Genomic DNA, 23,625 nt, shown 5'->3' on the forward strand with positions numbered 1-23,625 from the left:
CGGACTGCTGTCTGTAGCTTATGTCTGAATCTATTCAGACAACCATTCGTGGTGGAAGACGCCTTCCTTATCCACACGTTTGAAGGTGTGGGCACCGAAATAGTCACGCTGTGCCTGAAGCAGGTTCGCAGGCAGACGTTCTGTACGGTAGCTGTCATAGTAAGCCAGGGCGCTAGAGAAACCTGGAACCGGAACCCCCTGCATTACAGCAGCGGATACCACTTTACGCCATGCAGACTGGTAGGAGTCCATGATATCCTTGAAGAACGGATCAAGCAGCAGGTTCTTAAGCTCTGGGTTGTTCTCGTAAGCATCAGTGATGTTCTGGAGGAAACGGGAGCGGATAATGCAGCCGCCGCGCCAGATTTTGGCCAGGCTGCCATACTTCAGATCCCAGTTATATTCCTCGGAAGCTACACGAAGCTGCGCAAAACCTTGGGCATAGGATACAATTTTGCTGGCGAACAGAGCTTTGCGGACATTCTCAATGAACTCGGCTTTGTCGCCCTGGAAAGGCTCGGTTACCGGACCGCTCAGCACTTTGCTGGCTGCCACACGTTCTTCCTTCATAGCAGACAGGAAACGTGAGAATACGGATTCGGTAATCATGGACAGCGGCACGCCAAGATCCAGGGAGCTTTGGCTTGTCCATTTGCCTGTACCTTTTTGGCCGGCAGCATCAAGGATGACATCCACCATCGGTTTACCGGTTTCTTCATCATATACTGCAAAAATATCCTTGGTAATCTCGATCAGATAGCTGTCCAGCTCTCCGTTGTTCCAGTCCTCGAAGATGCTGTGAAGCTCTTTGGCATCCAGACCAAGAACATCCTTCAGCAAATGATAGGCTTCCCCGATGAGCTGCATGTCGCCGTATTCGATACCGTTATGCACCATTTTTACATAGTGTCCGGCACCGTCAGGTCCGATATATGTACAGCAAGGCTCTCCGTCCACTTTGGCCGAGATTGCTGTAAGAATAGGTTCAACCAGCTTATAGGCGCTTTCCTGGCCGCCAGGCATGATGGAAGGTCCTTTGAGCGCACCTTCTTCACCGCCGGAAACACCCGTACCGATGAAGCGGAAGCCTTTTTCCTCCAATTCCTTGTTGCGGCGAACCGTGTCAGGGAAATATGCGTTGCCCCCGTCGATGATAATATCGCCCTGGTCCAAATGCGGCAGCAGCTGCTCAATGGTAGCATCGGTTGCTTTACCCGCCTGAACCATAATCAGAATTTTACGCGGTACTTCAAGCGATTCAACAAATTCCTCGACGGAAAAAGTACCCACAAGGTTTTTGCCTTCCGCTTCGCTGATAAGGTCATGAGTCTTCTCCGGGGAACGGTTATATACCGATACTGTGAAGCCTCTGCTCTCGATGTTAAGAGCCAAGTTTTTGCCCATTACTGCCAAGCCAATCACACCGATTTGTTGTTTTGCCATCTGGTTCTCCACCCTTTGCACCATATATTTTTGTGAAATCCATTTCTCGCAGTATTAGAATACCATCCTTTATCAGAGACAGCAAAGTTCTGCCTGCTTGAAAGCAATCAATTTCATTGACAAATTCCTGCGTAAATCGTGGAAATTGCTCACAATGAGTATTTTAACGGTTTTGCCGTCAGAAGTGAACCCCCGCGCACTGCTACTCCTCCAAAACACAAGGCACCCCATAAGCGGGATGCCCTGACCTGCGTGAAGTTCGGTTGTTTCACCATTCAAGCATATTGAGTTCTCTTGTCAACACCAGAAGCCTGGCTTTGCATGCCGCTATACGTTCCGTATCCTTGGCCTGAATGGCCTCGTGAAGCTGGTCCAGATACTCATCCACCTCAAGCCTGCGGTCACGGATCCGCTCTTCCCCATCTACAGAGAAGAACAGCTTAGTCAGCTCCTGATCAGAGAGCAGCGGGCCTTTCTGGTAGAGCACCCGCTGTTGATACCCGGAGATTTCCACCAGCCGGATCACTTCGCCGAACAAAATATTTTCAATAATGATCTGGCGGTCACGGAACCGTTTAACGACGGCATGCCCCCGCATATCACCAATCAGCTTCTCCATCCACTCAGACAGGCGCGCATCACGGATCATGTAATCTCCCACCAGTTTGAAGCCTTCCTTAATCCGCTGGAAACGCAGCTTCACAAGCTTGCGGCCGGTGCGCACCGAGATAAGAAAAACTGTTTCATTCTCGCTCCAATAAAGGGAATAGCCTTCCTTAATCAAGTCCTTAATCAGGTCCTGGAGATGCTGTCTGTCAAAGCGCAGCTCCACATTGCAATACTCGACTTCGTCGTTTTTGTTCACGGCACTCCCCCCTCACTGCTTTGTTACAGCAAAGCCAGCTTCATTAGCTTAACTTCGAGCAGAACCGACTGCCGGACCTCAACCTGCCTTATGAAATTTTGCGTTCGTCTTACTCTTATTTTATACTTCATTTTATGTAGCGGTAACTTGGTTTATTGACTATTTTTACCCGCTTTCTGTCATTTTCAAACGCTATTCTCCGGTTTTGCTGCAAATAAATGGTTCTCTCCTCCTAGGGCTCTTATTGAAACTAGAGAGTTGCCCCCAATTACGCGAAAAGCCGCTGCTTCCGGAATCTCCGGCTGCCAGCGGCTTTTGCTATTTCGAAATACGATCTCTAATCACACCTCAGCTTGTCCCGGTCTTCCGTCCGGTTCTGTGGACAATAAGCAAATGCAGCCCGAATAGCAGCACCATAACAAATGCACTAACCAGAAAAGGAGTGCTGTGACCCACTGAATCCCAGAGTTTCCCTGAGATCACGGGACCAGCCACCATACCAGAGCCCTGCAACGTTAGGAAAAGCCCCCATACAGTCCCTCTCTCTCCCTTAGGTACTTGCTTGGCCAGAAAAGCATTCCAGGCCGGAAGAATCAATGCATAACTGATACCTACGAGTGCTACTGCACAGAAGGCGAGCGGCAGCCAGCGCACCTGTGAAAAGAAGGCCAGAGAGCCGGCAGCGAGCAGGAATCCTATATTCAGGAAGATGGTTGTTCCGATCCTGTCCACCAGTTTACCAGCTGGAATCAGTGCCAGAACGGTAATGCCGCCTCCTGCGATCAGCAGCAGACTGAATTGGTTCGGCGTCACATGCAGCTCGGAACGAGCAAACAGGGTGACCACAGGGGTCATGAGACCTATCGCAAATGCCTGCAGAAACAGTGCAGGAAACAGCAGACGGCTGACCTTCAGCGAGGTTCTGACCTGATGCAGTGTTCGCTTTAGACTTTCCAGAGGTTTCATCCGTCCGCGTACGGTTGCCGCTCCCTCATCTCCCAGATCCCGCACAACTGCATGAGGCGTATGAGTTCCAATCCTTGACGGTAACAGCAGGGCAACGGCCGCTACAGCTGCAGCACAGCCCATAAGCACCAGAAAGACCACCCGGTAGCTCTGTCCGCCATGATCCATCATAAAATTGACGACGATGGGGCCAATCCCTGTCCCTGCCAGTGAGGCCATCTCTACCGCACCCATGGCCGCCCCGCTGCTTCCGCTTTTGGTCGAACCGGCCAGCTCAGTAATTCCGGTCATGGTACAAGGCCAGAGCGGCGAGGTGCCAATGCCCAGAATCAGACAAGCAACCGATAACCACACAGCATCTTTGGCATAGATGATCAGTCCAACGGCCACAAGGATCAGCAGCAGAGCCCCTGTCATCGTCCAGCGGTATCCGATGCGTTCCATAACCCAGCCCGACGGGCTGCGGAAAAGATTGTCACCGAGGTATTGCATGGCAAATGCGAAGCCTACTACCGTTACCGAAAGTCCAAGGACATTCTCCATATAAACCGGCAGGAGGGCTACCAGGAGTGACCCTTTTACAAATTCAACCAGAAAGATAATGACCCACATCTCCATAATAAACGGAGAGGCCAAATTGATATGCATACGTTCTGCTACTTTGCCAGACATTTTATCACATCCTAGTATTATGGTGATTGATTTGTTATACTGATGCTTGCTTGAAAAATTACTCTTCATGAAAGGTTGTGACAGCATTAAATGGATCAACACGTAACTCCCCTCTTCACCGCTCTCAAAAAGCATGCCGCCGGAAACCCAGTTCAATTTCATATTCCCGGGCATAAGAAGGGGCTAGGAACCGATGCCGAATTCCGTGAGTTTATCGGCGATAACGCTCTATCCATAGATTTGATCAACATCGCACCGCTTGATGACCTTCATCAGCCTACCGGCGTAATTCTTGAAGCTCAAAAGCTGGCTGCAGAGGCTTTCGGCGCCGACTATACGTATTTTAGCGTACAAGGCACGAGCAATGCCATCATGACTATGATCCTCTCTGTCTGCTCAGAAGGAGATAAAATAATTGTACCGCGCAACATTCACAAATCCGTGATGTCTGCGATTATTTTCTCCGGAGCCAAGCCTGTTTTTGTCTCTCCTGTACAGGATGAGAATCTTGGGATAGACCACGGTATTACTACCAGCGCACTCGAGAAGGCCTTAAAGCGCCATCCCGATGCCAAGGGTGTACTTGTTATTAATCCAACGTATTTTGGCGTGTGTGCCGATCTGCGTTCGATTGTCGACCTGGCCCACAGTTACGGAGTTCCCGTACTGGTGGACGAGGCACATGGAGTATTGATTCATTTTCATGAGGATCTCCCGGTATCGGCTATGCAGGCCGGAGCGGATATGGCGGCAACCAGTGTACACAAGCTGGGCGGCTCGATGACACAGAGCTCGGTGCTCAATCTGAATGCCAAGACCGGCCTGGTCAATCCGCAGCGGGTTCAGACCATTCTCAGCATGCTGACCACAACTTCAACATCATATATTCTGCTGGCATCTCTGGATACCTCTAGACGTAATTTGGCCCTGAACGGCCATGAGATGGCTGCCAGAACCATTGCCCTGTCGAACTATGCACGTGATGCCATTAACAGCATTGAAGGCCTGTACAGCTTCGGCAAAGAAATTCTGGGTACGGAAGCAACGTTCAATCTAGACCCTACCAAGCTGAACATCCATGTGCGCCACCTCGGCATTACCGGTTACGAAACCGAGAACTGGCTGCGCCAGAAATACAACATTGAAGTTGAGCTTAGTGACATGTATAACATTCTTTGCCTGATTACGCCAGGAGATACCCAGGAATCGGTGGACAAGTTGCTTGCCGCACTGAAAGTACTCTCCGCTATTCATTACAGCAAGGGCGAAATCTACGAGCTCAAGGTGCAGGTACCGGAAATTCCACAGCTGGCGCTGATCCCGCGGGATGCGTTCTATGCTGATACTCAACTGGTTCCTTTCCGCGAATCTGCTGGCTATATCATCGCAGAATTCATATACGTATATCCTCCGGGAATTCCAATTCTGCTTCCTGGTGAAGTAATTACCCAGGATAACATCGATTATATCATTGATCATGTGGAAATCGGGCTGCCCGTCAAGGGTCCGGAGGACCGCAGTATCACGAACGTCAAAGTCATTGTGGAGGCGGATCCGATCTCCTGATCGCCTCCCCTTCATACATTGTACATACAAAAACCCGATACTTCTTCAGTATCGGGTTTTTGTATGCAAGCCTCGCAGGTCTTGTCCAATGATCGAGAGGCCCACTTGCTTCATGAAATCTATTCTTGCTGGGCAAGCAGCTCGTTGTAAGCTTCTTCTACAGCTTTCCATTCAGCTTCATCTTCAATGTTGTACAGCACCATTTCTTCATCTTCTTCTTCCATACGCAGAATGATGCCGTCAGCTTCAGGGTTTTCGCGTTCCAGCAGCAATGCATATAACTTCTCGCCTACGTCGAACGTTTCCACCAGCACCATTTCTACATCTTCGCCCTGCTCGTTCGTCAAGGTCAGCACAAACTCCTCGTGCTCATGGTCGTGATCATGTCCGCAACCGCATGCTTCACCATGTTCATGGCCATGCTCATGTTTGTGATCGCTCATTGTAATACCTCACTTTGAATAGAATTATCCTACATTTGGTATCGTAACACGTAAGATAAGCAAGGTCAATTTGAGCGGGCCCTGAATGGATTAATCCAGCGCAGTGATTACCTTCTCTGACACAAGTACATAATCCGCGCCTTTGGAAGGTTTGATATAGAAGCCTACCCGGTATTTCCCGGCAGCCTTGAAATCATAGGTGAACTCTGAAGTTGGAAACCAGAAGTCCTCTTTCCTCGAGCTCCCCAGTTCCTGGGCCTGGATGTCCTTCACGTTGCCCGACGGGTCTGTGATCGCAACCTTTACCGCCGCAACATCCTCGGTCAGACTATCTACCTGGGTCAGTACCTTGATCTTAAGCTTGCCTACGTTCACATTGCCAAAGACGTTATCCCCTTTAAAAAGAGCAATATGCACATTGGGCTTCAGGATACTCAGTCTCCCCGAACCATCCCAACTGACAACGCCTCCCGCCTCTCTGGCCGGAATATAGGCTTTACCGTCAATCAAGTAACCGCCGTCCGATATTTCTTTGCCGTTGCTCCAGACTCTGATCTTCTGATTAACAGCATCCGCAAACAATAATGAACCGCCCATTAAGGAAAATACAACCACGCACAGTGCTATTTTTCTCCATCTCATCCCTAGAGACCCTCCAAGTAATTCATGCTGTTAATATATACTGTGAAAATTACGACAAGTTGCGGAATGACAGGGAATTATTTCATTCTATTTGTGAAGAATGATACGATAGGATAAATAGAATGGTTATCAATTCCTGGAGGGCTTTTTACCATGACAATGAACTTACAAATGCTGGGCACAGGAGATGCCTTTTCCAAAAACTACTATAATAATAACGCGCTGCTGCAGGTCAATGACTATACCCTGCTTATCGACTGCGGAGTAACCGCACCCAAAGCTATGAAGGCACTGGGGAAGTCATTCTGTGAAGTGAACGAAACCCTGATTACACACATCCATGGTGATCATATCGGCGGACTGGTGGAGCTGGCCCATACCCTGTACCGGGAATCACACGGTAAAATGAAATTGCTGCTGGCTGAGACTCTGATTGAACCGTTATGGCAGCATCCACTGCTTCATCAACTTCATCAGGAGGGCAACCGCTCCCTATCCGATGTGTTTGATATCCGGCCGCTTACAGCAGGGATTCCCCATTCCTTGTCACCCTCACTAACCGTGGAGCTGATCCGCACACCGCATATCCCCGGAAAAGACAGCTATTCACTCCTGCTGAATGAGCAGGTTTTTTACAGTGCGGATCTGACCTTTCAGTCTGAGCTTCTGCTCCGCCTTGTCCAGGAACGCGGGGTAACCACCATCCTGCATGATTGCCAGCTGCGTGGACAAGGGCAGGTTCATACTACCCTCAAAGAGCTGATGTCCCTGCCGGAAGAAGTAAGGAAGCTGATTTTGCTGATGCATTACAGCGATGAGAAGCCTGGCTTTGAAGGCCTGACGGGAGAAATGGAATTTTTGGAACAACAGAGGCTCTATAGATTTTGATGGATTGGGACATACAAAAACAGCCGGACAGTAGCGTCAATGCACGCCTGTCCGGCTGTTTTTATCTATACCGCCTTAAAATTGCGGAAGCTGATCCAGATTGTTAGTGGGGTCGCCGTCCGCATCCCCGCGGATATACATCTCGCCGTCTTTGCCTTTAAACACATTCACTCCGGCAATGGCGCCTGCCTGAACCTCCTGCAGCGCCTGCTGATAATCAAGCACCCGTCCTGAAGAGGTCTGGAAGCTGGTTAAATCTCCGTCTCCGTTACGCTGAGCCGCAATAAACCGTTCGCGTGTACTGTTACTGTTCATTTGAAAGCTGCTCCTTCGCATTTGGATTGTCCATGGTCAAAATCAACCATAGTTTGTCCTCCCAAGCCAAAGAGTATGTATCCACTTGCCCGTTTACAACGCCTTTTCCATCCGTACATGCAGGATACCGGCATCATAGAAAGGCTCCGGGGAGATTACTTTGTAGCCCAGCTTCATATAAAAATCTTCTGCATGGCACTGGGCGTCCAGAATAGAGGTTTCCAGACCAACCTCCCGGGCCAGCTCCTCCAGCGCCAGTAAAAGAATCCTTCCGTACCCCTTGCTGCGGTAAGCTTTAAGGACGGCTATCCGCTGCATTTTGGCCGCACCGGATTTATAATAGATCAGTCTTCCGGTCGCTACCGGAATCCCTTCATCCACAAGAAGCATATGATGGGCGTTGTCACCCACTACATCATATTCATCCACTTCCTCTTCCATGGGAACCTTCTGTTCTTCTACAAATACTTTCTTGCGGATATCCAGCCCCATTTGGAGTTGTTCCTCTGTAGTTACTCGGACAATTTCTGCTGCCATAGCCTATTGGATCTCCTCTCCATAGATCAAAAATGATAGTTGACCCATTATACAGAAATTCCATTTTTCTGTACAGCGCAAGAAAGATGGCCTTCGAGCACCTCTATTGCGTGGAATAGACATCTTCCGGGATGGAAAGACCATATACATCCTCTAGTACCGGCGACAATGTGCTGTCTGTCCGGTCTAATGGACCTTCCAGATCAGACATCCGATGGAGCTCCATCACGCCGGGAGCCTCATCTCTAGCCGTGCATCCCGCCATTCCCACCAGCACCAGCAAGCAGAATACAGCTTCCACCATTAATCTTCTGCGCATAAGCATACTCCTCCTATCCTTTAGCTTTTTACAGCTTTGACGGTTTGGAGTGCTGTTAAACAGGGGATCACAGATTTACATTTCCCACTACATGCACCAGGTACATCAGAATGCCGATACAACCCGCAAGCGCAAAATAGGCTGCACCGAATTTCCAGCGTGAGCTGGCCGGTACCTCATAATATTTATCGTTCTCAAACACCGTATACTGGACCTCGCACTGTGCACTTAGGTGCAGTCCGTTCTCTGCCGTCACCTGGTCAAGCCCGGTCAGTCTGACCTTCTCAATAATGCACTGTACAGGAAGTCTGGCGGTTCCGTAATAATCCAGGCTTTCGTAGCGGATGCCGATATATTGCTCCCGCTCCAGATCACTGTAGGTGGTGAACGGCAAATCCCGTTTATGCTCAGGTCCTGGAATCAGATACCCTTGTTCCTGCAAATGCTCTACAGGAATCAGAAATCTGTACATAACCGTCCTCACCTGGCTGTTCTTGCGCCGGCTGATATATTTCTTGTACATATCATAGGCAAACAGCACCCAGATAATCAGGAACAGGATCGACTTCAGGTACAGAATCACGCCCAAACCGCCAATCAGCCCCACCAGCCAGAGCCAGCGCGTAACCGCAGTCGCAATACGCCCCCCATCCAGTGGATGGATCGGCAGCAGATTCAGAAGGTTGAGGAGAAATCCGATATAGGCCAGTGAATACAACAGCGGACTGTGATAATAATAGGCGAATGCAAAGACAACAGCCGCCCCTGCGCTGCCCAAAAGAGGACCGCCAAAGGCTACATAAGCTTCCATTTTTGCGTCAAGCGGTTGTTTTTTCATGGTGATTAAAGCTCCCAAAAAAGGGATAAATAGCGGAGCACTGACCGGCAGACCGATCCTCTTAGCGGCGATCACATGTCCAAGCTCATGGATAAACAGTAGCAGGACAAAGCCGATGGCGAATTGCCAAGGATAGATTAGTGCATAAGCCCCTACGGAAACCATCATGGATATGAGCGGTCCGGCGATTTTTCCCAGCTTCAAAAGAGACAGTATCGCCTTTCCTTTCAGGAGCAGCATGGCTGCCCCGCCTCCCAGCCACTTCAGTCCGCCCGAAGCTTTTTTCTTGTGTTCATTAGGCTCTGGCAAATTCTTTGCTCCTTTTTCGTCGTTTGATTCCAGATTATCATGTTGACGGCAGCGATTCCACTATTGCGGAGGGAGCGGGATTTAACCGGGGACTCTATTATTATAGAAGAAACGGGATGGTGATTGCATGAAAGAGACCCTCCCAAATCTATTCACTTCCATTTATTAGCTACATGATCCTCACCTGTATAATAATCCACCTGGCTCTCAGCCATATAGACTTCTTCGTAAGGCAAAATGTTGATCTTCCCGGAATCCGGGTATTCGCAAATATCGATCCCAAGGTTCGTACGCAAATCCAAATATCTGCAAGGGGCATCAGAATGATTAAACAACTGATGCGCCCCATTCGGACCCGTCTCAAAAAACACAGTATCGCCTTCCTGTACTTCCTGGTACCCTGCAGGTGTTCTAAGTGTGGCTCGGCCCGACAAGATCACAAAGATCTCCTCAGCACTTCTGTGAAAATGATACGGATACGAATACTTCCCTGGATCTAGCGACCTGATCTCAAAGAGCAGATGCTTCGACCCTGCCAGCTCCGCGAGCTTCCTGCTTGTATACCAGGAAAACTCTGGGAGCGGGGACTGTTTTTGCTCCATCATAATATTCTGTTCATTAAAAATAGTAGCCATCGCAATCTCTCCTTAACCTAGAATATCCCCAGCATATCACAATGGAATAATATTCTAATCCCAAAATCGTTTACTCCCCCGAAAAAAATATTGCCTTCATCTTACATCCTGTGGTATTATAAATTTCGTTGCAGGACGGTAGCTCAGCGGGAGAGCACTATCTTGACAGGGTAGGGGTCATGGGTTCGAACCCCATCCGTCCTATACGTAGAAAGCCTTGATTATCAAGGCTTTTCTTTTTGTCTGCTATTCGATACAAACTGTAAAATATATAATTGGTGCCATTTTGGTGCCCTGTAGTAGGCTAAAGTAAAAGTGGTGCCATAATCGGCACCACTATTTTTTGTTATCCCTCCAGCCATTTGAGAAAGACATCCTTAGATACCTTGATCATTCGGCCAACACGGACGATATGAAATTGATTGGAGTTAAGGAGCTCATAGGTTTGCCTCTCCCCTATATCTAATATTTGCTGAATATCCCTAGCATTGAGTACTGAAGGAAAATCTGCAGTACTCTTATATTGAATATCACTCACCTTGCTCACTCTCCTTTTCTACAACCAAATTCAAATCTAGGGCTAACTTATAAAATGCCTTCCAGCGTATTTTACTGTATGTGCCCGAACTTATCGGAGGCTGGAACTTGAAGCAGTAAACTTTTTCATGAGTAATATAATCGTGCTCCGTAGTCATATATCGCTCTTTAATAAGGAACCCTTCCATCTTTGGCATTCGGTTTACCACTCGTTCGATCCTATCACAGAAATTAACACGTTGGCTTGGGTATCTACATTGAAAATCGCTATGTTAGCTGTCTGGTCACTTGTTGTGCCAGTGTACCCCTTAGGGGAATCGGACCAAGCTGTTGTGGTGTTCGCCTCGCGTTCCTCGAAAGATAAGAACTTATATATCCTATACTTTTCTAGAGCCGCTTCAACAGCAGCCTACGTCCTCTCTCTATCTATCTCAGGCAGGAAGCTCTGTTGCACCTGCTATCACCTCGCTGTAAAGGATTCCCCGACCGAAGCCGGGGAGTGTGCTTATTTAGAACGGCAGGTCGTCAGAGTCACACTCAGGAATATCTGGGCCTTTAGCGTCGTCTGGGTATTGCTTGCCTGGATCTTCTGGTTGGTCTTCATCGGAATCAGTAGCGTCAGGAGACGAATTCGGCAGAGATCAATCTCATCGCCCACATCTTCAGTTCCTTTAATCTCAAATTTCAGAATTTCCTTCTTGTCGTCCTTCTGCAACGACTTAAACAGCACATTCATTGTAGTTTTCATATATAATTGCTCCTCTCGGGTTTGGGTTTATGAAAAAGTAACTACTACAGCAAGAGCTAACATGCCAGCGATACAGATCCCGGCTATGTGCATGCTTCCTTCTTTGTTGCGGTCTATTTCTGCGATAGTGCCAGCGAATGAAATAATGACGATTATTGCGATTATGATCTTAACCCACATGGTCCTCTCACCCCTTAATAGATTCGTGTTGCCGTGTATCTTCGTACTGTTCATCATCTAACGGAGTCATTTCTCTCAAAAGAAAATAAAGTTATAATCTGTCGAAGGAATAGGAACGGGCAGAATAGCTCAAATAATGATACACTCGCCATTAAGAGGAATTTTTATAATAGGGGTGATTGATAGTGAATAAGACCAATGTTATGGCGTATTTCAGGTTATATGGAGACCATTTTCCGATAACTGAAGCTACGCAATTATTGGGTATCGAACCAACCAAGTCGTATAACAAAGGAGAAGTTATTGTCAGACTGACGAATGACAATATGACTTCTCACACCGTTAATTACAGAAAAATAACGGCTTGGGAACTTAGTTCAGGCTACCAAGAATCGTATGATGTTAAGGTACAATTGGACCATATTTTAGAAGCGCTAAAAAATAAAACAGCGATAATAAATCATTTAAAAACGAAGTATAATCTCGATTGTCTAATCTCAATAGTGATAAAGATAGAAAATGGTTTCACGCCAGGTTTTCATCTTGATACTCAGCAGATTGAATTCGCAAATAGCATAAAAGCAGAATTTGATTTTGATTTGTATGCAAACCCATATACAAGCGACTCTAACACTTGAAAGCTAATAATTAGCTAATTGCTGTTGCACTAACAGGAAGCGGGAAACGCGAATTAAATAAACCAACATTAGTTTAAGACTTAATTTTTTTAAGACAGCTGTTATTTTTTATATTGGATCCATAAAAACCAAATATTGGAATTCGCTAGTGATTAGTTTGCGTCTACTCCACCCTGTCCTGTAATAATGTGAGATACGCTGCCTCTGCATATGCCATCAGTGCCGCCCGCGCTGCCGGGTCTTTGGCTGGCTTAAGCAAAGTTATTGTCCGTCTGCTTCTTTGCTTTTTTCCCGGTTGATGATCTGATATTTGTTATAGAGTCCTTTGTCTTGATCGCTCATTGCTTATCAGCTCCTTTATAGGGAATAAATCCGTGAACTATTGCACTTGCCCTCATCCTCGGACATGTTATTATTTGGTTACTGGAGGTGCGTAAGTGAGAAATGAATGGGTAAGAACTGTGCTGTCAATAACATCCGCTTTACTCGCGTTTTTTGTTATCCTTAAAATTAATAGGGATAAAGAAAAGAATAAAGATAAATAACTTGGGTAGAGGGTAATTAACCCTCTACCTTTGTAACTACAATGCAATCTGAATCAACCTGATCAGAAATGCCTTTGAAATAAGGACTTTCCGCAGATACCTTGCCGTCAGGCCAGAGCTTGCCTTTGCAAACATCGCCTTTGAAAAACACCTTTCGGAAATGCCCCCAATCCTCCCAATAAACGTCTTTGACGACTTCAAATTCGCAAGGCTTTGATTTACGTGACATCGTTTATCTCTCCTTATAGGGGATACACCAGCCCCTTTAAATAATTGCTGCTATTTGGTTGCCTTCGGCTGCTACAGGACCAATGGACACCAGCGTTTAGCTGTTTTAATAGTTAGAGGGCTTTCGTAATTCATCGCCCCAAATCCTACGAAAGTGTTATCTGTTACTGCATTCGCTTCTGGATGTTGGCAATAGTATTTCATTCCGCCTAGGCGATTCTGTTGCGTCAGCATCCTGCCGTACTGCTTGCAGAAATTACAATATTTACACTGCATTTTCTTGACCTTCACTCCTTTGATCGCCATTTATAGCCCGGATAGTCTCTTTCAAATATGAACTTCCGCAGCTGTTCGTTGGTCTGCTTCTCAATTTCCTCAGCCTTCAGGATGCTTGGCTTCCCTTGGTCTTCAGCGAATCCGACATAATCACGGGTAATCTTCATCAAGTCATACCGAGGGAAACGCCGTAGCAAGTCGCGGATCTCTCGGATGTCAGCTGCGGAAGCTTTGTCATAGACTGAACTCCATCTGTCCCGCAGCAGGCTTGTATCTCTCCAGGGATAGCGCCCGGCCAGAGCCGACACACATATGCGGGAGGTTTGCCCGGACCAGTGCAGCTGCGAAAGGCGGCGGTACGGCGTTTCCACAGCGGGCGACCTGGGCACTCTTGGAATACTTTTGCCCGTCAGCATCAACATCAATAATGGGAAATCGACTTTAGGAGGAATGGAACTTGAACAAACGGAACAGATCGTTTCAAAGATATTGTGGTTTTCGATTTTGCCGTCATTGTGTGCGCGACGATTGTAAAATGGATTGGCCCAGCATTGGTCAGGATGAGCCGGAGCTACTACAACCCCTTCACACCACAGTAAAAACTCGATTAGAAGCATAAAAAAAAGCCCGCCGACCAATTAAGGTTGACAGGTTTTTACCGGTGCTTTGGATCCGTGTAACAAGACATTTTCATTCTTGGGGCGATAATAAATAATTTTATTTAGTAGAGTATTCATCGACGCTAAAGGTTAAAATTTTATCAAAAATCACATATTCTTTACGAGTTGTAAAAGGTCCCTTATTGTTATTATGTCTATCAATAGCAAACTTAGCCGGTCCATTTCCTGCATCCCGCGCATCGTACCAATTAAGGAAAGCGTTAATTTCTTCCATACTAAGGTCAAACTCTTTTTCAAGACCTGTGTTCATCGTTACAACAAGAATGGCTCGATCACCTGTTTGTTGTCCTGGTGTTGGTGTTGGTTTTCCGGAGGGCTCAGGAGTTGCCGTCGGTTCAACCGTTGGTGTTACTGTTGGTTCTGGTGCAACGGTAGATGTTGGCCATGGCGATGCACTAGATATTGGTGTTATTGTTGGTTCAGGGCCTATTGGAGTTGCAGAAGCTTCATTCGAATAATCAGATGATAAGCCATTTACAATTGCATTGACTACAAAGTAGTATTTTGTCCCATTGGTTAATCCGGGAATAACAAAATTACCATAATCGTCTTTTGTTGCAACTACCGTTTTATTGTACACTCCTGACTCAGTTCCTATTTTAACATTATAGGCTGATGCGTTTTCAACGGGGCTCCATGTAAGTGCAACCTGCTCATTTCCGGCGTGTGCTATTAAATTCATAGGGTCTTTAATATTTATAAACTTTCCGTCACTATCAATATCTATTGCATCTATTTGCATGTAGCCGTTTGCGTTATTAGTGATAATAACAGAGTGATATCCTAATTCTAAGTTATCTTTTTGATAAACTATTGCCTGATTAACTTCTGGCATACTTTTTGCCGAGTATATTTCCGTTACTCCATCAATTGTAATACTATTACTCGCAGAACGGTTTTCATGAAGAACATCTATAATTCGAATTTTAGTCCCATAAAAATTAAACTTGAGATATGCTCCAGTCTTTGTTGTAAAGTGAGCCGATCCATTGTATAAAGTGTACCCGCTTCTGACGTATTTAGTTATCCCCCAATTGCTTGAATATGTAGCATTTACATCATTGTCATCAATACGCATCCAGCCTTCTTCAGGTTGTGTAAGTGCGCTACCCACAGTTGCTGCATTTGCATTTGATTGATAAGAAAAAAATGACATAACCAATACTAAAACCAAAAATAATTTTGACTCTGTCCTCATCCATCTCTTCACCAAATCCATCTCCTTCAATATGTATACTTCAAGCCTATACTAAAAAAGGGCGAACAAACAGTCTGTTATTCGACAAAAAATTACATTACACTTAAGGGTTCTTTAGGAAGTAATTGGACTATTATAGAATTTAAGTAACTTCCAGGCGCGTAGAGCTGATAGGGTCAAGCAGCTCACAACTATGCTAACAGCCTATTACACCATCCTTAGCATCCTGAATTATAAAGGCCAGGACCTTACAGGTTTGCCGCTGTTGCGCCGCAAAAGATACTGCAGGATTATCCCTCCCTTCCGGCATTTTTGGTATAGTGCGTATGTGGAAGGCGCTGGTGAGGCGTTTTTTAATCAGATTGAGACACTGAGCATGGAGGGTGTCGTAGGCAAGCGTAAGAACAGTATCTACGAATTCGGCCGAAGGTCTCACGCTTGGCAAAAGGTATATGTAGAGATTTATATCACGGGATATCGTAAGCATGAATTTGGGTGGCTTGCTGTGGTGCCTGATCCACACGGCAAGCTACGCCCTGCGGGAATTATCGAGCTTGGGGCATCGCCTCTGCATAAGCAGGCTTTTCGAGGAGTAGCCTAACAACTTATGAAGGGTGAAGACAAAGAGTTTGTACATCTTGAACCCCGACTACGAGCATAGGTGAGAATAAGGAAATGGACCAAATCCGACATGCTTCGGAGTCCGGTGTTTACAGAATTCATAATTTAAAAAGAGCCTCCTAGGTTTATTCCTGTGACGGCTCTTCTACTTGTTCAATGAATATCGTTTGGCTGTACCCCGAAATGACTACAAAGCTTATCCAAGACCCCAGCTCTTACTTCCATTTAATTGGTTTGAGAGTTTACACAATATATTTTACAGACCCGGAGAAATCAATATGAAATTTACCGAACGTCTTTACTTAAATAATCACATCCTAACCACTCGATACAAATTGAAGAACTCCAATTACTGTAAGAATAATAAAAATCCCAATTATAATGCTCAGTGTGATCCATACAAATCTCCGGGGTCCAATAGCAGATGATTGCTCTAGTCTCGTAATTCGTTCTTCAAGCTCGTGTACCCTTTTCTCTGGATCATGATCGTTCATAGGATTCCCTCCAAGGATTGAATTACCTAATATCGGCACTTAATTCCATTATATTCAATTTGTCCCTTTATGTATATTGAAGCAAATAAAATCCTATAGTCTTCTACCTCTATAAAAAAGCCGCCCATCATGGATGGGTCGGCTTTTCAAATTAATTACTATTGTCTTATTCTGAGGACGTCTTGAGGCGCTCTACCCGTGCTTTGAATGACGGAAATTTCCGAGTTTGTAAGGTTGCGTCCTACCAGAATAAACGAGGATGTGACGTTGTTAAAGTTGAAATTACCCAAGTTCGCTACGCTTTGGCTGCCGCGGAATACACGGAAGGACCCCTGAAAATTAAAACCTGAGAATAATACAAGTGTTACTTGGGAGCTCTGCACAACATTTCTGAGCCGGAAACTCGAGAGAACATTGTTAAACCGAAACGCTCTAAGATCACGAACCGCAACGCCCCCACGTCTGAAGATAATCCTGCGAGCGGTAAAATTGGTTCCAGACCAGAGAGTAAGACGTACATCACTGTTTGCCATCTATATCACTCCTTTTCTTGGGATGATATAGTCTATTACTAACTTCAAAGAATGGTATAAGCCAAATACACTGTACTAAACGTTTGTTTTTCAAGGTTATGTAACAGGTACGATCTATTTCAAATAATCTTTTAGCACCGCCCCAATCTCGGCTGTATACCGGGTCAACCTTAAGCTTATCTCTGTGCGCATCACATCACGGGTCAGGCCAAAGCGCTCCTGATATCCCCGGCAAAAGATTTTGTAATACAGCAGGAATTCCTCCTGTTCATCCGCCAGCACCCTGATATTCCGCTGCTTGAGCTCTTTTTGCAACTGGTAGGTATCCTGCATGACCCGCCGCTGAATGGCTTGCGCAGCCATCAAATAGACGCGCTTGAGGATATTGCTGGAGTGCTCGATCTCCTTCAGGCTCTTGCCAACCATTGTATCTATGTAAGGAAGCAAAATAAGGTCACGCACCATCGTCCGCTCTTCGATCGTTATCATTTTATCTCCGGGACTACGCTGCTGCTCCTCGTACTGCTCCACATGCTCCGTCATAATCATCTTTGTTTTCCAGCGTTCATTGCCTTCAAGCTTGCTCATTTATAATGCCCTCCAATCTGTTCAGCTCTCTCCAGGGCAACTCCGGATTCAAGTAATGAGGAAGCCCTGATGAGGGCCTGATTACCATACCGGGCTTTAATTCCGTCGATGGCCCGTTCCTTATTGTAAGAGCGGACCCGGTCATCGAACAGTGTAAGCTGGATTACACCGTCGTCTGAGAGTCGGGACAACGTTACGGCTAGACGTCCTACAGGCAGCCCCGTCCAATGGTCCACGAACAATTTTAGCGCCGCTGCTGCGACTTCATGCGTCAATGATGAAGGCTCGGGCAATGTCATCTGACGCTCGTAAGCGTGCGAGTGCTCTCCATCCGTCTCCAAGACTGAAACAGAGACCACAGCCCCCATGTAACGATACCGCCGTGCCCGCTGGCACACCTCAATGACGAGTTCAAGCAGCACCACTTCGATATCCGTAAGCCGGGTGTATAAATTCCAGCGCAAAGCCTTGCCATGCCCTACTGACTTAATCTGATGGCGTATCCCTGTAACCACAGGGCTAGGATCAAGGCCACGTGCCGTTTGCCAATAATATTCCGCCTGGATATCACTTTGCTTGCCCATAGTAATCCGCATTCGCTGCTTAAAATCCGGCAGCTCCATACGGGCTATGTCTCCGATGGTAGATATACCCATGCGCCAAAAATTCCTGGTCATCCTGGACGCCACCATAAACATATCCTGGACCGGCAGTTTCCACAGAGTGGACTCTAATTGGTCAAAGGTAAGCTCATATATCCCGTCTTTCATCTTTTTGGCATAGTTATCTGTCGCCATTTTGGCCATCACTTTAGTAGATCCAATGCCTACACGGGTCCAGACCCCTGTCGACAGCAAAACATGGTGCTGGATTTTTTGAATCATATTTTGCAGCGATCCCCCAAAATAAGCGATTGAGCCTGTGACATCCAGGAACTGCTCGTCGATGCTATAGGGTTCCACCAAATCGGTATATGTCCGATAGATTTCTGATATCAACAGCGAGACCTTAATGTAAGTTCCCATACGGGGGCGTATGACGGTTAGCCCGGGGCATTTGGTCATAGCTTCCCCCACTCGTGATGCCGTCGTTACTCCCTGAGCTTTGGCAATGGGGCAGGCTGCCAGCACAATGCCGTTCATACGGGTAGGGTCTCCTATTGCAACAGGTTTATCCCGGTATTCGGGATGGGCTGCTTTTTCGACGCTGGCATAAAAGGACTGGCAGTCGGACAGTAAAATAACGCGGTTCTTAGGCATAGCGCTTCTCCTCTACCGGCTGCCAGGCCAGAATATTGGCCATGATAAATACGCGGGGTGCTCCGGCAGTAAGACAATGAGCCCGAAGCCGCCCGTCCCTGATTCCCACAACCTCGATTTTCCGCTGAGATATTTTCCCCGACTTATCCATATATACAATTTCAATAATTTGACCGTCTCGAATCTGCATAAGATCCGCCTCCAAAACAGGAACATTTGTTTGTATTATAACCGCCACACAGATTTTTAAGCAATGGTAAAATAGAACAAACGTTCCTAATTTACAGAAATCACCTAACTATCATGGTCATAGGCCGGCGGCTTTCTTAAAAGGGGTGAATGGGGATTCGGCTGAAAGCCGCGTAAATCCCTCTTGGTTTTAACCCCCCGGGGGGGGATATAATTAACTCGAATAAATCCAAATTTACAGGAGAATTATTATGCCGGAAGCAGTAATCATCAAAGACACCGAGTATAAACAAAAAATAAAAATAATCTTAGCACTTGCTGTACCTGCCATGATCGAGAACTTCCTGCAGACGATTGTAGGGTTTGTAGACACTCTTTTTGTTGCGAAGCTTGGTTTGGATGACGTTGCCGCTGTTGGTGTGTCCAATGCCATTGTGGCGGTCTATATTGCTGTTTTCATGGCTATTGAGTGGGAACTTCCTCATTGATTGCCAGAAGCGTTAGTGCGGGCCACATCGACCAAGCAAAGGCAGTCGCCCGGCAGTCCGCATGGATTTCTGCTATTGCAGGCATCTTGTTCGGTCTCGTTACTCTCTTCTTCGCGGAACCGTTATTGCGTCTGATGGGAGCTGAAGCAAATGTCATACAGCAAGGAGTTGTATATTTCCGGATCGTAGCTGTACCTTCTGTTTTCCTGGCCAGTCGGCATTTGGATTAATCTTATTCATATTGTGCTGGATTATGTGCTCATTTTTGGTCTTTGGGATTGGAGCGGAGGGGGAATCGCTGGCGCGGCCTGGGCAACATCAATCGTGCGGGTTATCGGTACTATAGCGTTGTACCTTTATATTCGTAAGTCCAAGCTTTCATTTTCTATCTGGAAAGGCTCTGGAAGCGGGGTTACCATCCCGTTGTTAAAGCTTTCCGGTCCTGCTGCAGCGGAAAGGTTAATCATGCGACATCATTCACATGGTCACGACAGCCCTTCGAATAGATGCTTTTGCCCAGCCATTCCTTGCTGTCGGGCTTGTACATGCCGGGGCGTTACAGGGTGCTGGAGACACCAAAAGCCCAATGTATAGTACAACAATCGGGATGTGGCTGATTCGAGTCGTGGGTGTGTATGTATCAGATTCAGAAGACATATGCATGCGGGCCAAGACCGAGCTTAATAACCCCCCTATCAAATACCCTGCCAATTCTGGCAGGGTACAGAGGTTGTGTAACATTCATTTTATAATGACAGCTAAATTTATTTGTAGTATGAAGTAGTCAATGGAATAAATACGGAGGAGCCGTCTTTCACATCTCCGGTTACATAAAGTTTACTTACTCCCGCAATGTTCACTTCTATCGTTATGAGTCCCTCCTGGGCCGTAATGTTCTGTTTCTTAAGCACCGTGTCGGTATCACTGTCGATAATGGAGAAGTCTTTAATATCATCGCCTATAGCTGCAACCTGGAGGTACAGCTTTTGATATTTTTTATCAGGGTAGAGCATAAAGGAAGAGCCACGGGTTCCATTGCCGTTATCGAAATGGACATCTTTATAATCTTTGTCTTTATACACCGTTTTGTCCGGATCTTTCGTATGATAGGATGAATCAAATCCGGCGGCAATAGATACACCCTCCGTTTGTTCGCCTAACAATATGGTGTTGGCTGCAGCATCAAAATTAACGGTAACCCCCAGCAGGTCAGACACCGCTCTCACAGGTAAGTACGTTGTATTCTTATAACTTATTGGAGCTACGACTGCACCGCTGCTGTTCTTAAGCTGGACAGGCTGGCCATCGACCTTAAATTTGATTCCGGGATTGAGGAAAGCTTTGATCTCTTGCAGGTTAGCACCGGCGTATACACCCGTCCCCATGCCTCCAAGCACAGCAAAAACAGTCAGCGCGGCCGTCAACTTCTTTTTCAATTCATCAAAACCCCTTTCCGTTATTTCAAATTTTAATATCTCTATTGGAGTATAATGAATCTTCCCATCGTATGCAATATTTTCCGGCTCTCCCCTTTTCTCGGCTGTAATAAAATCCAATATATGGTACGATCAATCTGGAGGTAGATAGTGATGGGTGTCTTTTACTGGGCTTTTTTGGTTATAGGAATAATCACTACCGGTGGTTTGATAGGTACCAAGAGACGCAGGTGATTCCTTGTACTGTATACGAACAATTACCACAATAGGCTATTATGGGATGATCTCCTCATCAGGCCAACCAAAAAATCCGCCAGCTTAAGGCTGACGGAGGGTACCTGTCGTTGCAGTGCAGATGCTTACAGCAGAATAGTTCTCGAGATGATTACCAACAAAATAAACAAAACCAGGATTGCACTGGTAGAGGTAAATGCGCCATATCCGCCACCGTATCCGCCAACATTTTCACCCATAATGTGTAATTCCTCCTTAATGTAGAGTACAGCTTAGAGTATGCGAATCGCCCCCATGTGCTTGGGCATAACTGCAAGAACTTGCTTCCGCGATTGGTGATTTCAAATAATAACAAAGATGTAACCTTAATAACTGTTAAGGATTGCCAAGGTGGTTTAAGTAATTAGTACATAGAGTTGTGAGATAGAAGTAAGGGAAGTGAAAGATCAATGAAGAAAAAAGATATTCAGCTTGCCCTCGTTGCCAGCATGTGTCAGCGTGTCCTTCTGGTGAGCGGAGAAATCTATACCGGAAAATGTGAAATCGATCCGGCTTCCGATGTGTTGGAGATCATAACGAATGAGGGGCGGCTTAAACTCCCCTACTGGACCATAAAACGTTTCGTAAGGCTGTAACCCCTGAGGTGAAATTCATGAGTAAATCCAAACATTCAGATCAAACAATCGTCTCATTTTTGCTCGGTCTGGCTTCTTTGTTGATTATCGCCTTTTTTGTCATCCGCTACATTATTCAGAATATTTAAACGGAGGCGGTAATGGTGCAGCAGGAAAAGAGGATCTGCCCCGCATGCGGAGGCAGCCAGTTCACGAAAGGAGTCATGAAAAGCAGTCATGCCAACGTAAGACCCATCGGCAAACCTTTTTCATTTGGCTCTCCATTGATTTTCACCTTTTGCAAACAATGTGGTGAAGTGGCTTCCATAGCAATTGAAAACCCCGAAAAATTCTAATCTACTGCCTCCTGGAGCAGATCAGGCATCCGGCCCATGGTGAACAAAGGACAGCACTGACTCTTCTCCTAATCCATCCCCCCCATAATGTGAAATGATAGTATGCATTACCGGCAATGATAATAAATCGCAGAAGATTGGCAAGAAAATTTCTTGGCTATGGTGATTGATTTCTGCAGAAATATATCTTACAATGGGTTCATAAACGCGCGTTTACAAAAAGGGGGACACTATGCGCAGCGAAGATATAGCCAAGCTCGCCGGGGTATCCCGAAGCACGGTTTCCCGCGTGATCAACAACTATTCCAACGTCCCTGAGGAGACCCGGGCCAAGGTGCTGAAGGTGATTGAGCAGCATCAGTATGAGCCGAACAGCTTCGCCCGGGCTCTGGCCGGCAAGAAGACCGACACGATCGGACTTTTCGCTATCAGCATGAATGAGAAAGAGAATACGACCCGGATCTATCAGAACAATTACTTCGCGCCTTTCGTGGATGCCGTTGTCGACACCTCGAATGCCCGCGGCTGTTATGTGCTGATACACACTGTATATTCTCCGGACGATTTCCTGAAGGTGAAGCAGGCCTTCCTGCAGAAACGGATTGACGGCGGCATTATCGTCGGCACCCAGAAGGATATTGATATCGTACGGGAGATGGTTAGCCTCGAATTCCCGCTCGTGCTGATCGATTACGACATTTCCGAGATTATGTCAGAGCATCTGGACCGCAACCATCTGGCTATCGTGAATTCCAAGGACTATGAGGGTACAGTCGAAGCTATTGAGTATCTGATCAACCTGGGGCATGAAGAAATCGGCATGATCTGCGGACGGATGAACACCTACTCCGGACGGGAACGCTACATGGCTTACGAGGATACGCTGAAGAAGCATGGATTGGCGCTGAATGAGAGATTTGTCCTAAAGGGTGATTTTCTCAAAGAAACCGCCTATGAAGAGGTCAAGAAGCTGCTTGCTTCCGGCGGATCTCTGCCGACCGCCTTCTTCTCCTCCAATGACGACATGGCTATCTCAGCGATGGAAGCGTTCTCTGAACATGGCATTTCCGTCCCGGAGGATATCTCCATCGCCGGATTCGATGATGTGCAGCTGGCTTCACGCATTCATCCTAAGCTGACCTCCGTCCGTCTGCCGATTTACGAAATGTCCAAGGCTGCGGTTGAGAAAGTGATCGAGCTGTGCGATTCCCGCCAGCCGACCTTCAGTACCATCAGCTTCCCGGCGCGGCTGGTCGAAAGAGACTCCTGCCAGCCGCCGAAGAAGTAAAGCAATCATTGCTAATCCTTATCTTTCGAGAAACTCCCTTTCCCCCGGGGGATTTTT

The 23,625-nt window shown here is 46.6% G+C and carries 30 protein-coding genes, 1 tRNA gene and 2 pseudogenes; 11 read left to right on the top strand and 22 right to left on the bottom strand.

Annotated elements, in window-relative coordinates:
- Nucleotides 1-30 precede the first annotated feature (30 nt).
- From gndA to ACAN54_RS09370, 3 genes are all read right to left on the bottom strand, one after another.
- On the bottom strand, nt 31-1,443 hold the full coding sequence (gene gndA / locus ACAN54_RS09360) for an NADP-dependent phosphogluconate dehydrogenase (RefSeq protein WP_379153301.1): 1,413 nt from the start codon (nt 1,441-1,443) through the stop codon (nt 31-33).
- A gap of 268 nt (nt 1,444-1,711) precedes the next feature.
- Nucleotides 1,712-2,308 carry a hypothetical protein gene (locus ACAN54_RS09365; RefSeq protein WP_379153303.1) on the bottom strand — a complete coding sequence of 199 codons (597 nt, stop codon included), beginning with the start codon at nt 2,306-2,308 and terminating at the stop codon, nt 1,712-1,714.
- Nucleotides 2,309-2,656: 348 nt separating this feature from the next.
- Nucleotides 2,657-3,946 carry an MFS transporter gene (locus ACAN54_RS09370; protein ID WP_379153305.1) on the bottom strand — a complete coding sequence of 430 codons (1,290 nt, stop codon included), beginning with the start codon at nt 3,944-3,946 and terminating at the stop codon, nt 2,657-2,659.
- 90 nt (nt 3,947-4,036) lie between these two features.
- On the opposite strand from ACAN54_RS09370, the gene ACAN54_RS09375 reads away from it, so the two are divergent.
- A complete protein-coding gene (locus tag ACAN54_RS09375) occupies nt 4,037-5,512 on the top strand; it encodes an aminotransferase class I/II-fold pyridoxal phosphate-dependent enzyme (RefSeq protein WP_379153307.1) in 1,476 nt (491 codons plus the stop codon).
- A 119-nt stretch (nt 5,513-5,631) separates the two neighbouring features.
- Here the strand turns inward: ACAN54_RS09375 and ACAN54_RS09380 are convergent, their stop codons facing one another.
- Nucleotides 5,632-5,955, bottom strand: a complete 324-nt coding sequence (locus ACAN54_RS09380) for a DUF1292 domain-containing protein (RefSeq protein WP_019911532.1) — start codon at nt 5,953-5,955, stop codon at nt 5,632-5,634.
- 90 nt (nt 5,956-6,045) lie between these two features.
- On the bottom strand, nt 6,046-6,597 hold the full coding sequence (locus tag ACAN54_RS09385; RefSeq protein WP_379153309.1) for a copper amine oxidase: 552 nt from the start codon (nt 6,595-6,597) through the stop codon (nt 6,046-6,048).
- A gap of 153 nt (nt 6,598-6,750) precedes the next feature.
- Here ACAN54_RS09385 and ACAN54_RS09390 point away from each other — a divergent pair, with 153 nt between their 5' ends.
- Nucleotides 6,751-7,485, top strand: coding sequence for an MBL fold metallo-hydrolase (locus tag ACAN54_RS09390; protein WP_379153311.1), 735 nt, complete (start codon nt 6,751-6,753; stop codon nt 7,483-7,485).
- Nucleotides 7,486-7,560: 75 nt separating this feature from the next.
- Here ACAN54_RS09390 and ACAN54_RS09395 read toward each other — a convergent pair whose 3' ends face one another.
- The 5 genes from ACAN54_RS09395 to ACAN54_RS09415 all read right to left on the bottom strand — a co-directional run bounded on the left by ACAN54_RS09395 (nt 7,561) and on the right by ACAN54_RS09415 (nt 10,438).
- Nucleotides 7,561-7,800 (bottom strand): DUF3892 domain-containing protein, encoded by a 240-nt coding sequence (locus tag ACAN54_RS09395; RefSeq protein ID WP_379153313.1) that lies wholly within the window; start codon nt 7,798-7,800, stop codon nt 7,561-7,563.
- Nucleotides 7,801-7,893: 93 nt separating this feature from the next.
- Nucleotides 7,894-8,337, bottom strand: a complete 444-nt coding sequence (locus tag ACAN54_RS09400) for a GNAT family N-acetyltransferase (RefSeq protein ID WP_379153315.1) — start codon at nt 8,335-8,337, stop codon at nt 7,894-7,896.
- A gap of 103 nt (nt 8,338-8,440) precedes the next feature.
- On the bottom strand, nt 8,441-8,656 hold the full coding sequence (locus tag ACAN54_RS09405; RefSeq protein WP_379153318.1) for a hypothetical protein: 216 nt from the start codon (nt 8,654-8,656) through the stop codon (nt 8,441-8,443).
- A 67-nt stretch (nt 8,657-8,723) separates the two neighbouring features.
- Nucleotides 8,724-9,803 (bottom strand): site-2 protease family protein, encoded by a 1,080-nt coding sequence (locus ACAN54_RS09410; protein ID WP_379153320.1) that lies wholly within the window; start codon nt 9,801-9,803, stop codon nt 8,724-8,726.
- A gap of 152 nt (nt 9,804-9,955) precedes the next feature.
- Nucleotides 9,956-10,438: a cupin domain-containing protein gene (locus ACAN54_RS09415; RefSeq protein WP_379153322.1), complete on the bottom strand. Its 483-nt coding sequence runs from the start codon at nt 10,436-10,438 to the stop codon at nt 9,956-9,958.
- Between the two features lie 132 nt (nt 10,439-10,570).
- On the opposite strand from ACAN54_RS09415, the gene ACAN54_RS09420 reads away from it, so the two are divergent.
- Nucleotides 10,571-10,642 (top strand) — tRNA-Val (locus ACAN54_RS09420).
- Nucleotides 10,643-10,784: 142 nt separating this feature from the next.
- Here the strand turns inward: ACAN54_RS09420 and ACAN54_RS09425 are convergent.
- Entirely contained in the window at nt 10,785-10,976 is a 192-nt protein-coding gene (locus ACAN54_RS09425; RefSeq protein ID WP_379153324.1) for a helix-turn-helix domain-containing protein, read from the bottom strand.
- Between the two features lie 504 nt (nt 10,977-11,480).
- Complete coding sequence (locus ACAN54_RS09430; protein ID WP_379153326.1) at nt 11,481-11,723, bottom strand: hypothetical protein; 243 nt, start codon at nt 11,721-11,723, stop codon at nt 11,481-11,483.
- 383 nt (nt 11,724-12,106) lie between these two features.
- Between ACAN54_RS09430 and ACAN54_RS09435 the strand changes: the two genes are divergently transcribed.
- Entirely contained in the window at nt 12,107-12,541 is a 435-nt protein-coding gene (locus tag ACAN54_RS09435) for a DUF4279 domain-containing protein (RefSeq protein WP_379154190.1), read from the top strand.
- A gap of 561 nt (nt 12,542-13,102) precedes the next feature.
- Here the strand turns inward: ACAN54_RS09435 and ACAN54_RS09440 are convergent.
- The 3 genes and pseudogenes from ACAN54_RS09440 to ACAN54_RS09450 all read right to left on the bottom strand — a co-directional run bounded on the left by ACAN54_RS09440 (nt 13,103) and on the right by ACAN54_RS09450 (nt 15,480).
- On the bottom strand, nt 13,103-13,315 hold the full coding sequence (locus tag ACAN54_RS09440) for a hypothetical protein (RefSeq protein WP_379153328.1): 213 nt from the start codon (nt 13,313-13,315) through the stop codon (nt 13,103-13,105).
- A gap of 509 nt (nt 13,316-13,824) precedes the next feature.
- Nucleotides 13,825-14,019, bottom strand: a pseudogene (locus ACAN54_RS09445) (DNA cytosine methyltransferase); the annotation flags it as partial.
- 288 nt (nt 14,020-14,307) lie between these two features.
- Nucleotides 14,308-15,480, bottom strand: a complete 1,173-nt coding sequence (locus ACAN54_RS09450) for a fibronectin type III domain-containing protein (RefSeq protein ID WP_379153330.1) — start codon at nt 15,478-15,480, stop codon at nt 14,308-14,310.
- Between the two features lie 160 nt (nt 15,481-15,640).
- Here ACAN54_RS09450 and ACAN54_RS09455 point away from each other — a divergent pair.
- Nucleotides 15,641-16,069: pseudogene (locus ACAN54_RS09455) on the top strand (ATP-dependent DNA ligase); the annotation flags it as partial.
- 173 nt (nt 16,070-16,242) lie between these two features.
- Here the strand turns inward: ACAN54_RS09455 and ACAN54_RS09460 are convergent.
- The 5 genes from ACAN54_RS09460 to ACAN54_RS09480 all read right to left on the bottom strand — a co-directional run bounded on the left by ACAN54_RS09460 (nt 16,243) and on the right by ACAN54_RS09480 (nt 19,153).
- A complete protein-coding gene (locus ACAN54_RS09460) occupies nt 16,243-16,314 on the bottom strand; it encodes a helix-turn-helix domain-containing protein (protein WP_379154193.1) in 72 nt (23 codons plus the stop codon).
- 92 nt (nt 16,315-16,406) lie between these two features.
- Complete coding sequence (locus tag ACAN54_RS09465; RefSeq protein ID WP_379153332.1) at nt 16,407-16,583, bottom strand: hypothetical protein; 177 nt, start codon at nt 16,581-16,583, stop codon at nt 16,407-16,409.
- Nucleotides 16,584-17,230: 647 nt separating this feature from the next.
- Entirely contained in the window at nt 17,231-17,704 is a 474-nt protein-coding gene (locus ACAN54_RS09470) for a YhjD family protein (RefSeq protein WP_379153334.1), read from the bottom strand.
- Nucleotides 17,701-18,963, bottom strand: coding sequence for a DNA polymerase IV (locus ACAN54_RS09475; protein WP_379153336.1), 1,263 nt, complete (start codon nt 18,961-18,963; stop codon nt 17,701-17,703). Before ACAN54_RS09475 ends, ACAN54_RS09470 begins: the two co-directional genes overlap by 4 nt.
- A complete protein-coding gene (locus tag ACAN54_RS09480) occupies nt 18,956-19,153 on the bottom strand; it encodes a hypothetical protein (protein WP_379153338.1) in 198 nt (65 codons plus the stop codon). Before ACAN54_RS09480 ends, ACAN54_RS09475 begins: the two co-directional genes overlap by 8 nt.
- A gap of 250 nt (nt 19,154-19,403) precedes the next feature.
- On the opposite strand from ACAN54_RS09480, the gene ACAN54_RS09485 reads away from it, so the two are divergent.
- From ACAN54_RS09485 to ACAN54_RS09495, 3 genes are all read left to right on the top strand, one after another.
- A complete protein-coding gene (locus ACAN54_RS09485; protein WP_379153340.1) occupies nt 19,404-19,640 on the top strand; it encodes an MATE family efflux transporter in 237 nt (78 codons plus the stop codon).
- A complete protein-coding gene (locus ACAN54_RS09490) occupies nt 19,637-19,870 on the top strand; it encodes an MATE family efflux transporter (protein WP_379153342.1) in 234 nt (77 codons plus the stop codon). The genes ACAN54_RS09485 and ACAN54_RS09490 overlap by 4 nt, the downstream gene beginning before the upstream one ends.
- A 251-nt stretch (nt 19,871-20,121) precedes the next feature.
- Nucleotides 20,122-20,424, top strand: coding sequence for an MATE family efflux transporter (locus tag ACAN54_RS09495; RefSeq protein WP_379153344.1), 303 nt, complete (start codon nt 20,122-20,124; stop codon nt 20,422-20,424).
- Here ACAN54_RS09495 and ACAN54_RS09500 read toward each other — a convergent pair.
- Together ACAN54_RS09500 and ACAN54_RS09505 are read right to left on the bottom strand one after the other, a co-directional pair.
- On the bottom strand, nt 20,405-21,076 hold the full coding sequence (locus ACAN54_RS09500; protein ID WP_379153346.1) for a stalk domain-containing protein: 672 nt from the start codon (nt 21,074-21,076) through the stop codon (nt 20,405-20,407). The two genes, ACAN54_RS09495 and ACAN54_RS09500, sit on opposite strands and share 20 nt — an antisense overlap.
- A 359-nt stretch (nt 21,077-21,435) precedes the next feature.
- On the bottom strand, nt 21,436-21,549 hold the full coding sequence (locus tag ACAN54_RS09505) for a YjcZ family sporulation protein (protein ID WP_379153348.1): 114 nt from the start codon (nt 21,547-21,549) through the stop codon (nt 21,436-21,438).
- Nucleotides 21,550-21,759: 210 nt separating this feature from the next.
- On the opposite strand from ACAN54_RS09505, the gene ACAN54_RS09510 reads away from it, so the two are divergent.
- The 3 genes from ACAN54_RS09510 to ACAN54_RS09520 all read left to right on the top strand — a co-directional run bounded on the left by ACAN54_RS09510 (nt 21,760) and on the right by ACAN54_RS09520 (nt 23,568).
- Nucleotides 21,760-21,945 (top strand): hypothetical protein, encoded by a 186-nt coding sequence (locus ACAN54_RS09510; protein WP_379153350.1) that lies wholly within the window; start codon nt 21,760-21,762, stop codon nt 21,943-21,945.
- Nucleotides 21,946-22,085: 140 nt separating this feature from the next.
- Nucleotides 22,086-22,280: a hypothetical protein gene (locus ACAN54_RS09515; protein WP_379153352.1), complete on the top strand. Its 195-nt coding sequence runs from the start codon at nt 22,086-22,088 to the stop codon at nt 22,278-22,280.
- Between the two features lie 232 nt (nt 22,281-22,512).
- Nucleotides 22,513-23,568, top strand: coding sequence for a LacI family DNA-binding transcriptional regulator (locus ACAN54_RS09520; RefSeq protein ID WP_379153354.1), 1,056 nt, complete (start codon nt 22,513-22,515; stop codon nt 23,566-23,568).
- Nucleotides 23,569-23,625: the final 57 nt, after the last annotated feature.

The sequence above is a fragment of the Paenibacillus diazotrophicus genome, assembly GCF_042610465.1.

What these genes read in the sequence shown, in the direction of transcription:
- ACAN54_RS09480 (WP_379153338.1), bottom strand. Translation starts at nt 19,153, where the DNA reads ATGCAGATTCGAGACGGTCAAATTATTGAAATTGTATATATGGATAAG.
- ACAN54_RS09385 (WP_379153309.1), bottom strand. Translation starts at nt 6,597, where the DNA reads ATGAGATGGAGAAAAATAGCACTGTGCGTGGTTGTATTTTCCTTAATG.
- ACAN54_RS09370 (WP_379153305.1), bottom strand. Translation starts at nt 3,946, where the DNA reads ATGTCTGGCAAAGTAGCAGAACGTATGCATATCAATTTGGCCTCTCCG.
- ACAN54_RS09400 (WP_379153315.1), bottom strand. Translation starts at nt 8,337, where the DNA reads ATGGCAGCAGAAATTGTCCGAGTAACTACAGAGGAACAACTCCAAATG.
- ACAN54_RS09435 (WP_379154190.1), top strand. Translation starts at nt 12,107, where the DNA reads ATGGCGTATTTCAGGTTATATGGAGACCATTTTCCGATAACTGAAGCT.
- ACAN54_RS09440 (WP_379153328.1), bottom strand. Translation starts at nt 13,315, where the DNA reads ATGTCACGTAAATCAAAGCCTTGCGAATTTGAAGTCGTCAAAGACGTT.
- ACAN54_RS09390 (WP_379153311.1), top strand. Translation starts at nt 6,751, where the DNA reads ATGACAATGAACTTACAAATGCTGGGCACAGGAGATGCCTTTTCCAAA.
- gndA (WP_379153301.1), bottom strand. Translation starts at nt 1,443, where the DNA reads ATGGCAAAACAACAAATCGGTGTGATTGGCTTGGCAGTAATGGGCAAA.
- ACAN54_RS09395 (WP_379153313.1), bottom strand. Translation starts at nt 7,800, where the DNA reads ATGAACAGTAACAGTACACGCGAACGGTTTATTGCGGCTCAGCGTAAC.
- ACAN54_RS09520 (WP_379153354.1), top strand. Translation starts at nt 22,513, where the DNA reads ATGCGCAGCGAAGATATAGCCAAGCTCGCCGGGGTATCCCGAAGCACG.
- ACAN54_RS09415 (WP_379153322.1), bottom strand. Translation starts at nt 10,438, where the DNA reads ATGGCTACTATTTTTAATGAACAGAATATTATGATGGAGCAAAAACAG.
- ACAN54_RS09430 (WP_379153326.1), bottom strand. Translation starts at nt 11,723, where the DNA reads ATGAAAACTACAATGAATGTGCTGTTTAAGTCGTTGCAGAAGGACGAC.
- ACAN54_RS09405 (WP_379153318.1), bottom strand. Translation starts at nt 8,656, where the DNA reads ATGCGCAGAAGATTAATGGTGGAAGCTGTATTCTGCTTGCTGGTGCTG.
- ACAN54_RS09475 (WP_379153336.1), bottom strand. Translation starts at nt 18,963, where the DNA reads ATGCCTAAGAACCGCGTTATTTTACTGTCCGACTGCCAGTCCTTTTAT.
- ACAN54_RS09510 (WP_379153350.1), top strand. Translation starts at nt 21,760, where the DNA reads ATGAAGAAAAAAGATATTCAGCTTGCCCTCGTTGCCAGCATGTGTCAG.
- ACAN54_RS09470 (WP_379153334.1), bottom strand. Translation starts at nt 17,704, where the DNA reads ATGAGCAAGCTTGAAGGCAATGAACGCTGGAAAACAAAGATGATTATG.
- ACAN54_RS09485 (WP_379153340.1), top strand. Translation starts at nt 19,404, where the DNA reads ATGCCGGAAGCAGTAATCATCAAAGACACCGAGTATAAACAAAAAATA.
- ACAN54_RS09375 (WP_379153307.1), top strand. Translation starts at nt 4,037, where the DNA reads ATGGATCAACACGTAACTCCCCTCTTCACCGCTCTCAAAAAGCATGCC.
- ACAN54_RS09505 (WP_379153348.1), bottom strand. Translation starts at nt 21,549, where the DNA reads ATGGGTGAAAATGTTGGCGGATACGGTGGCGGATATGGCGCATTTACC.
- ACAN54_RS09380 (WP_019911532.1), bottom strand. Translation starts at nt 5,955, where the DNA reads ATGAGCGATCACAAACATGAGCATGGCCATGAACATGGTGAAGCATGC.
- ACAN54_RS09465 (WP_379153332.1), bottom strand. Translation starts at nt 16,583, where the DNA reads ATGAACGATCATGATCCAGAGAAAAGGGTACACGAGCTTGAAGAACGA.
- ACAN54_RS09495 (WP_379153344.1), top strand. Translation starts at nt 20,122, where the DNA reads ATGGTCACGACAGCCCTTCGAATAGATGCTTTTGCCCAGCCATTCCTT.
- ACAN54_RS09515 (WP_379153352.1), top strand. Translation starts at nt 22,086, where the DNA reads ATGGTGCAGCAGGAAAAGAGGATCTGCCCCGCATGCGGAGGCAGCCAG.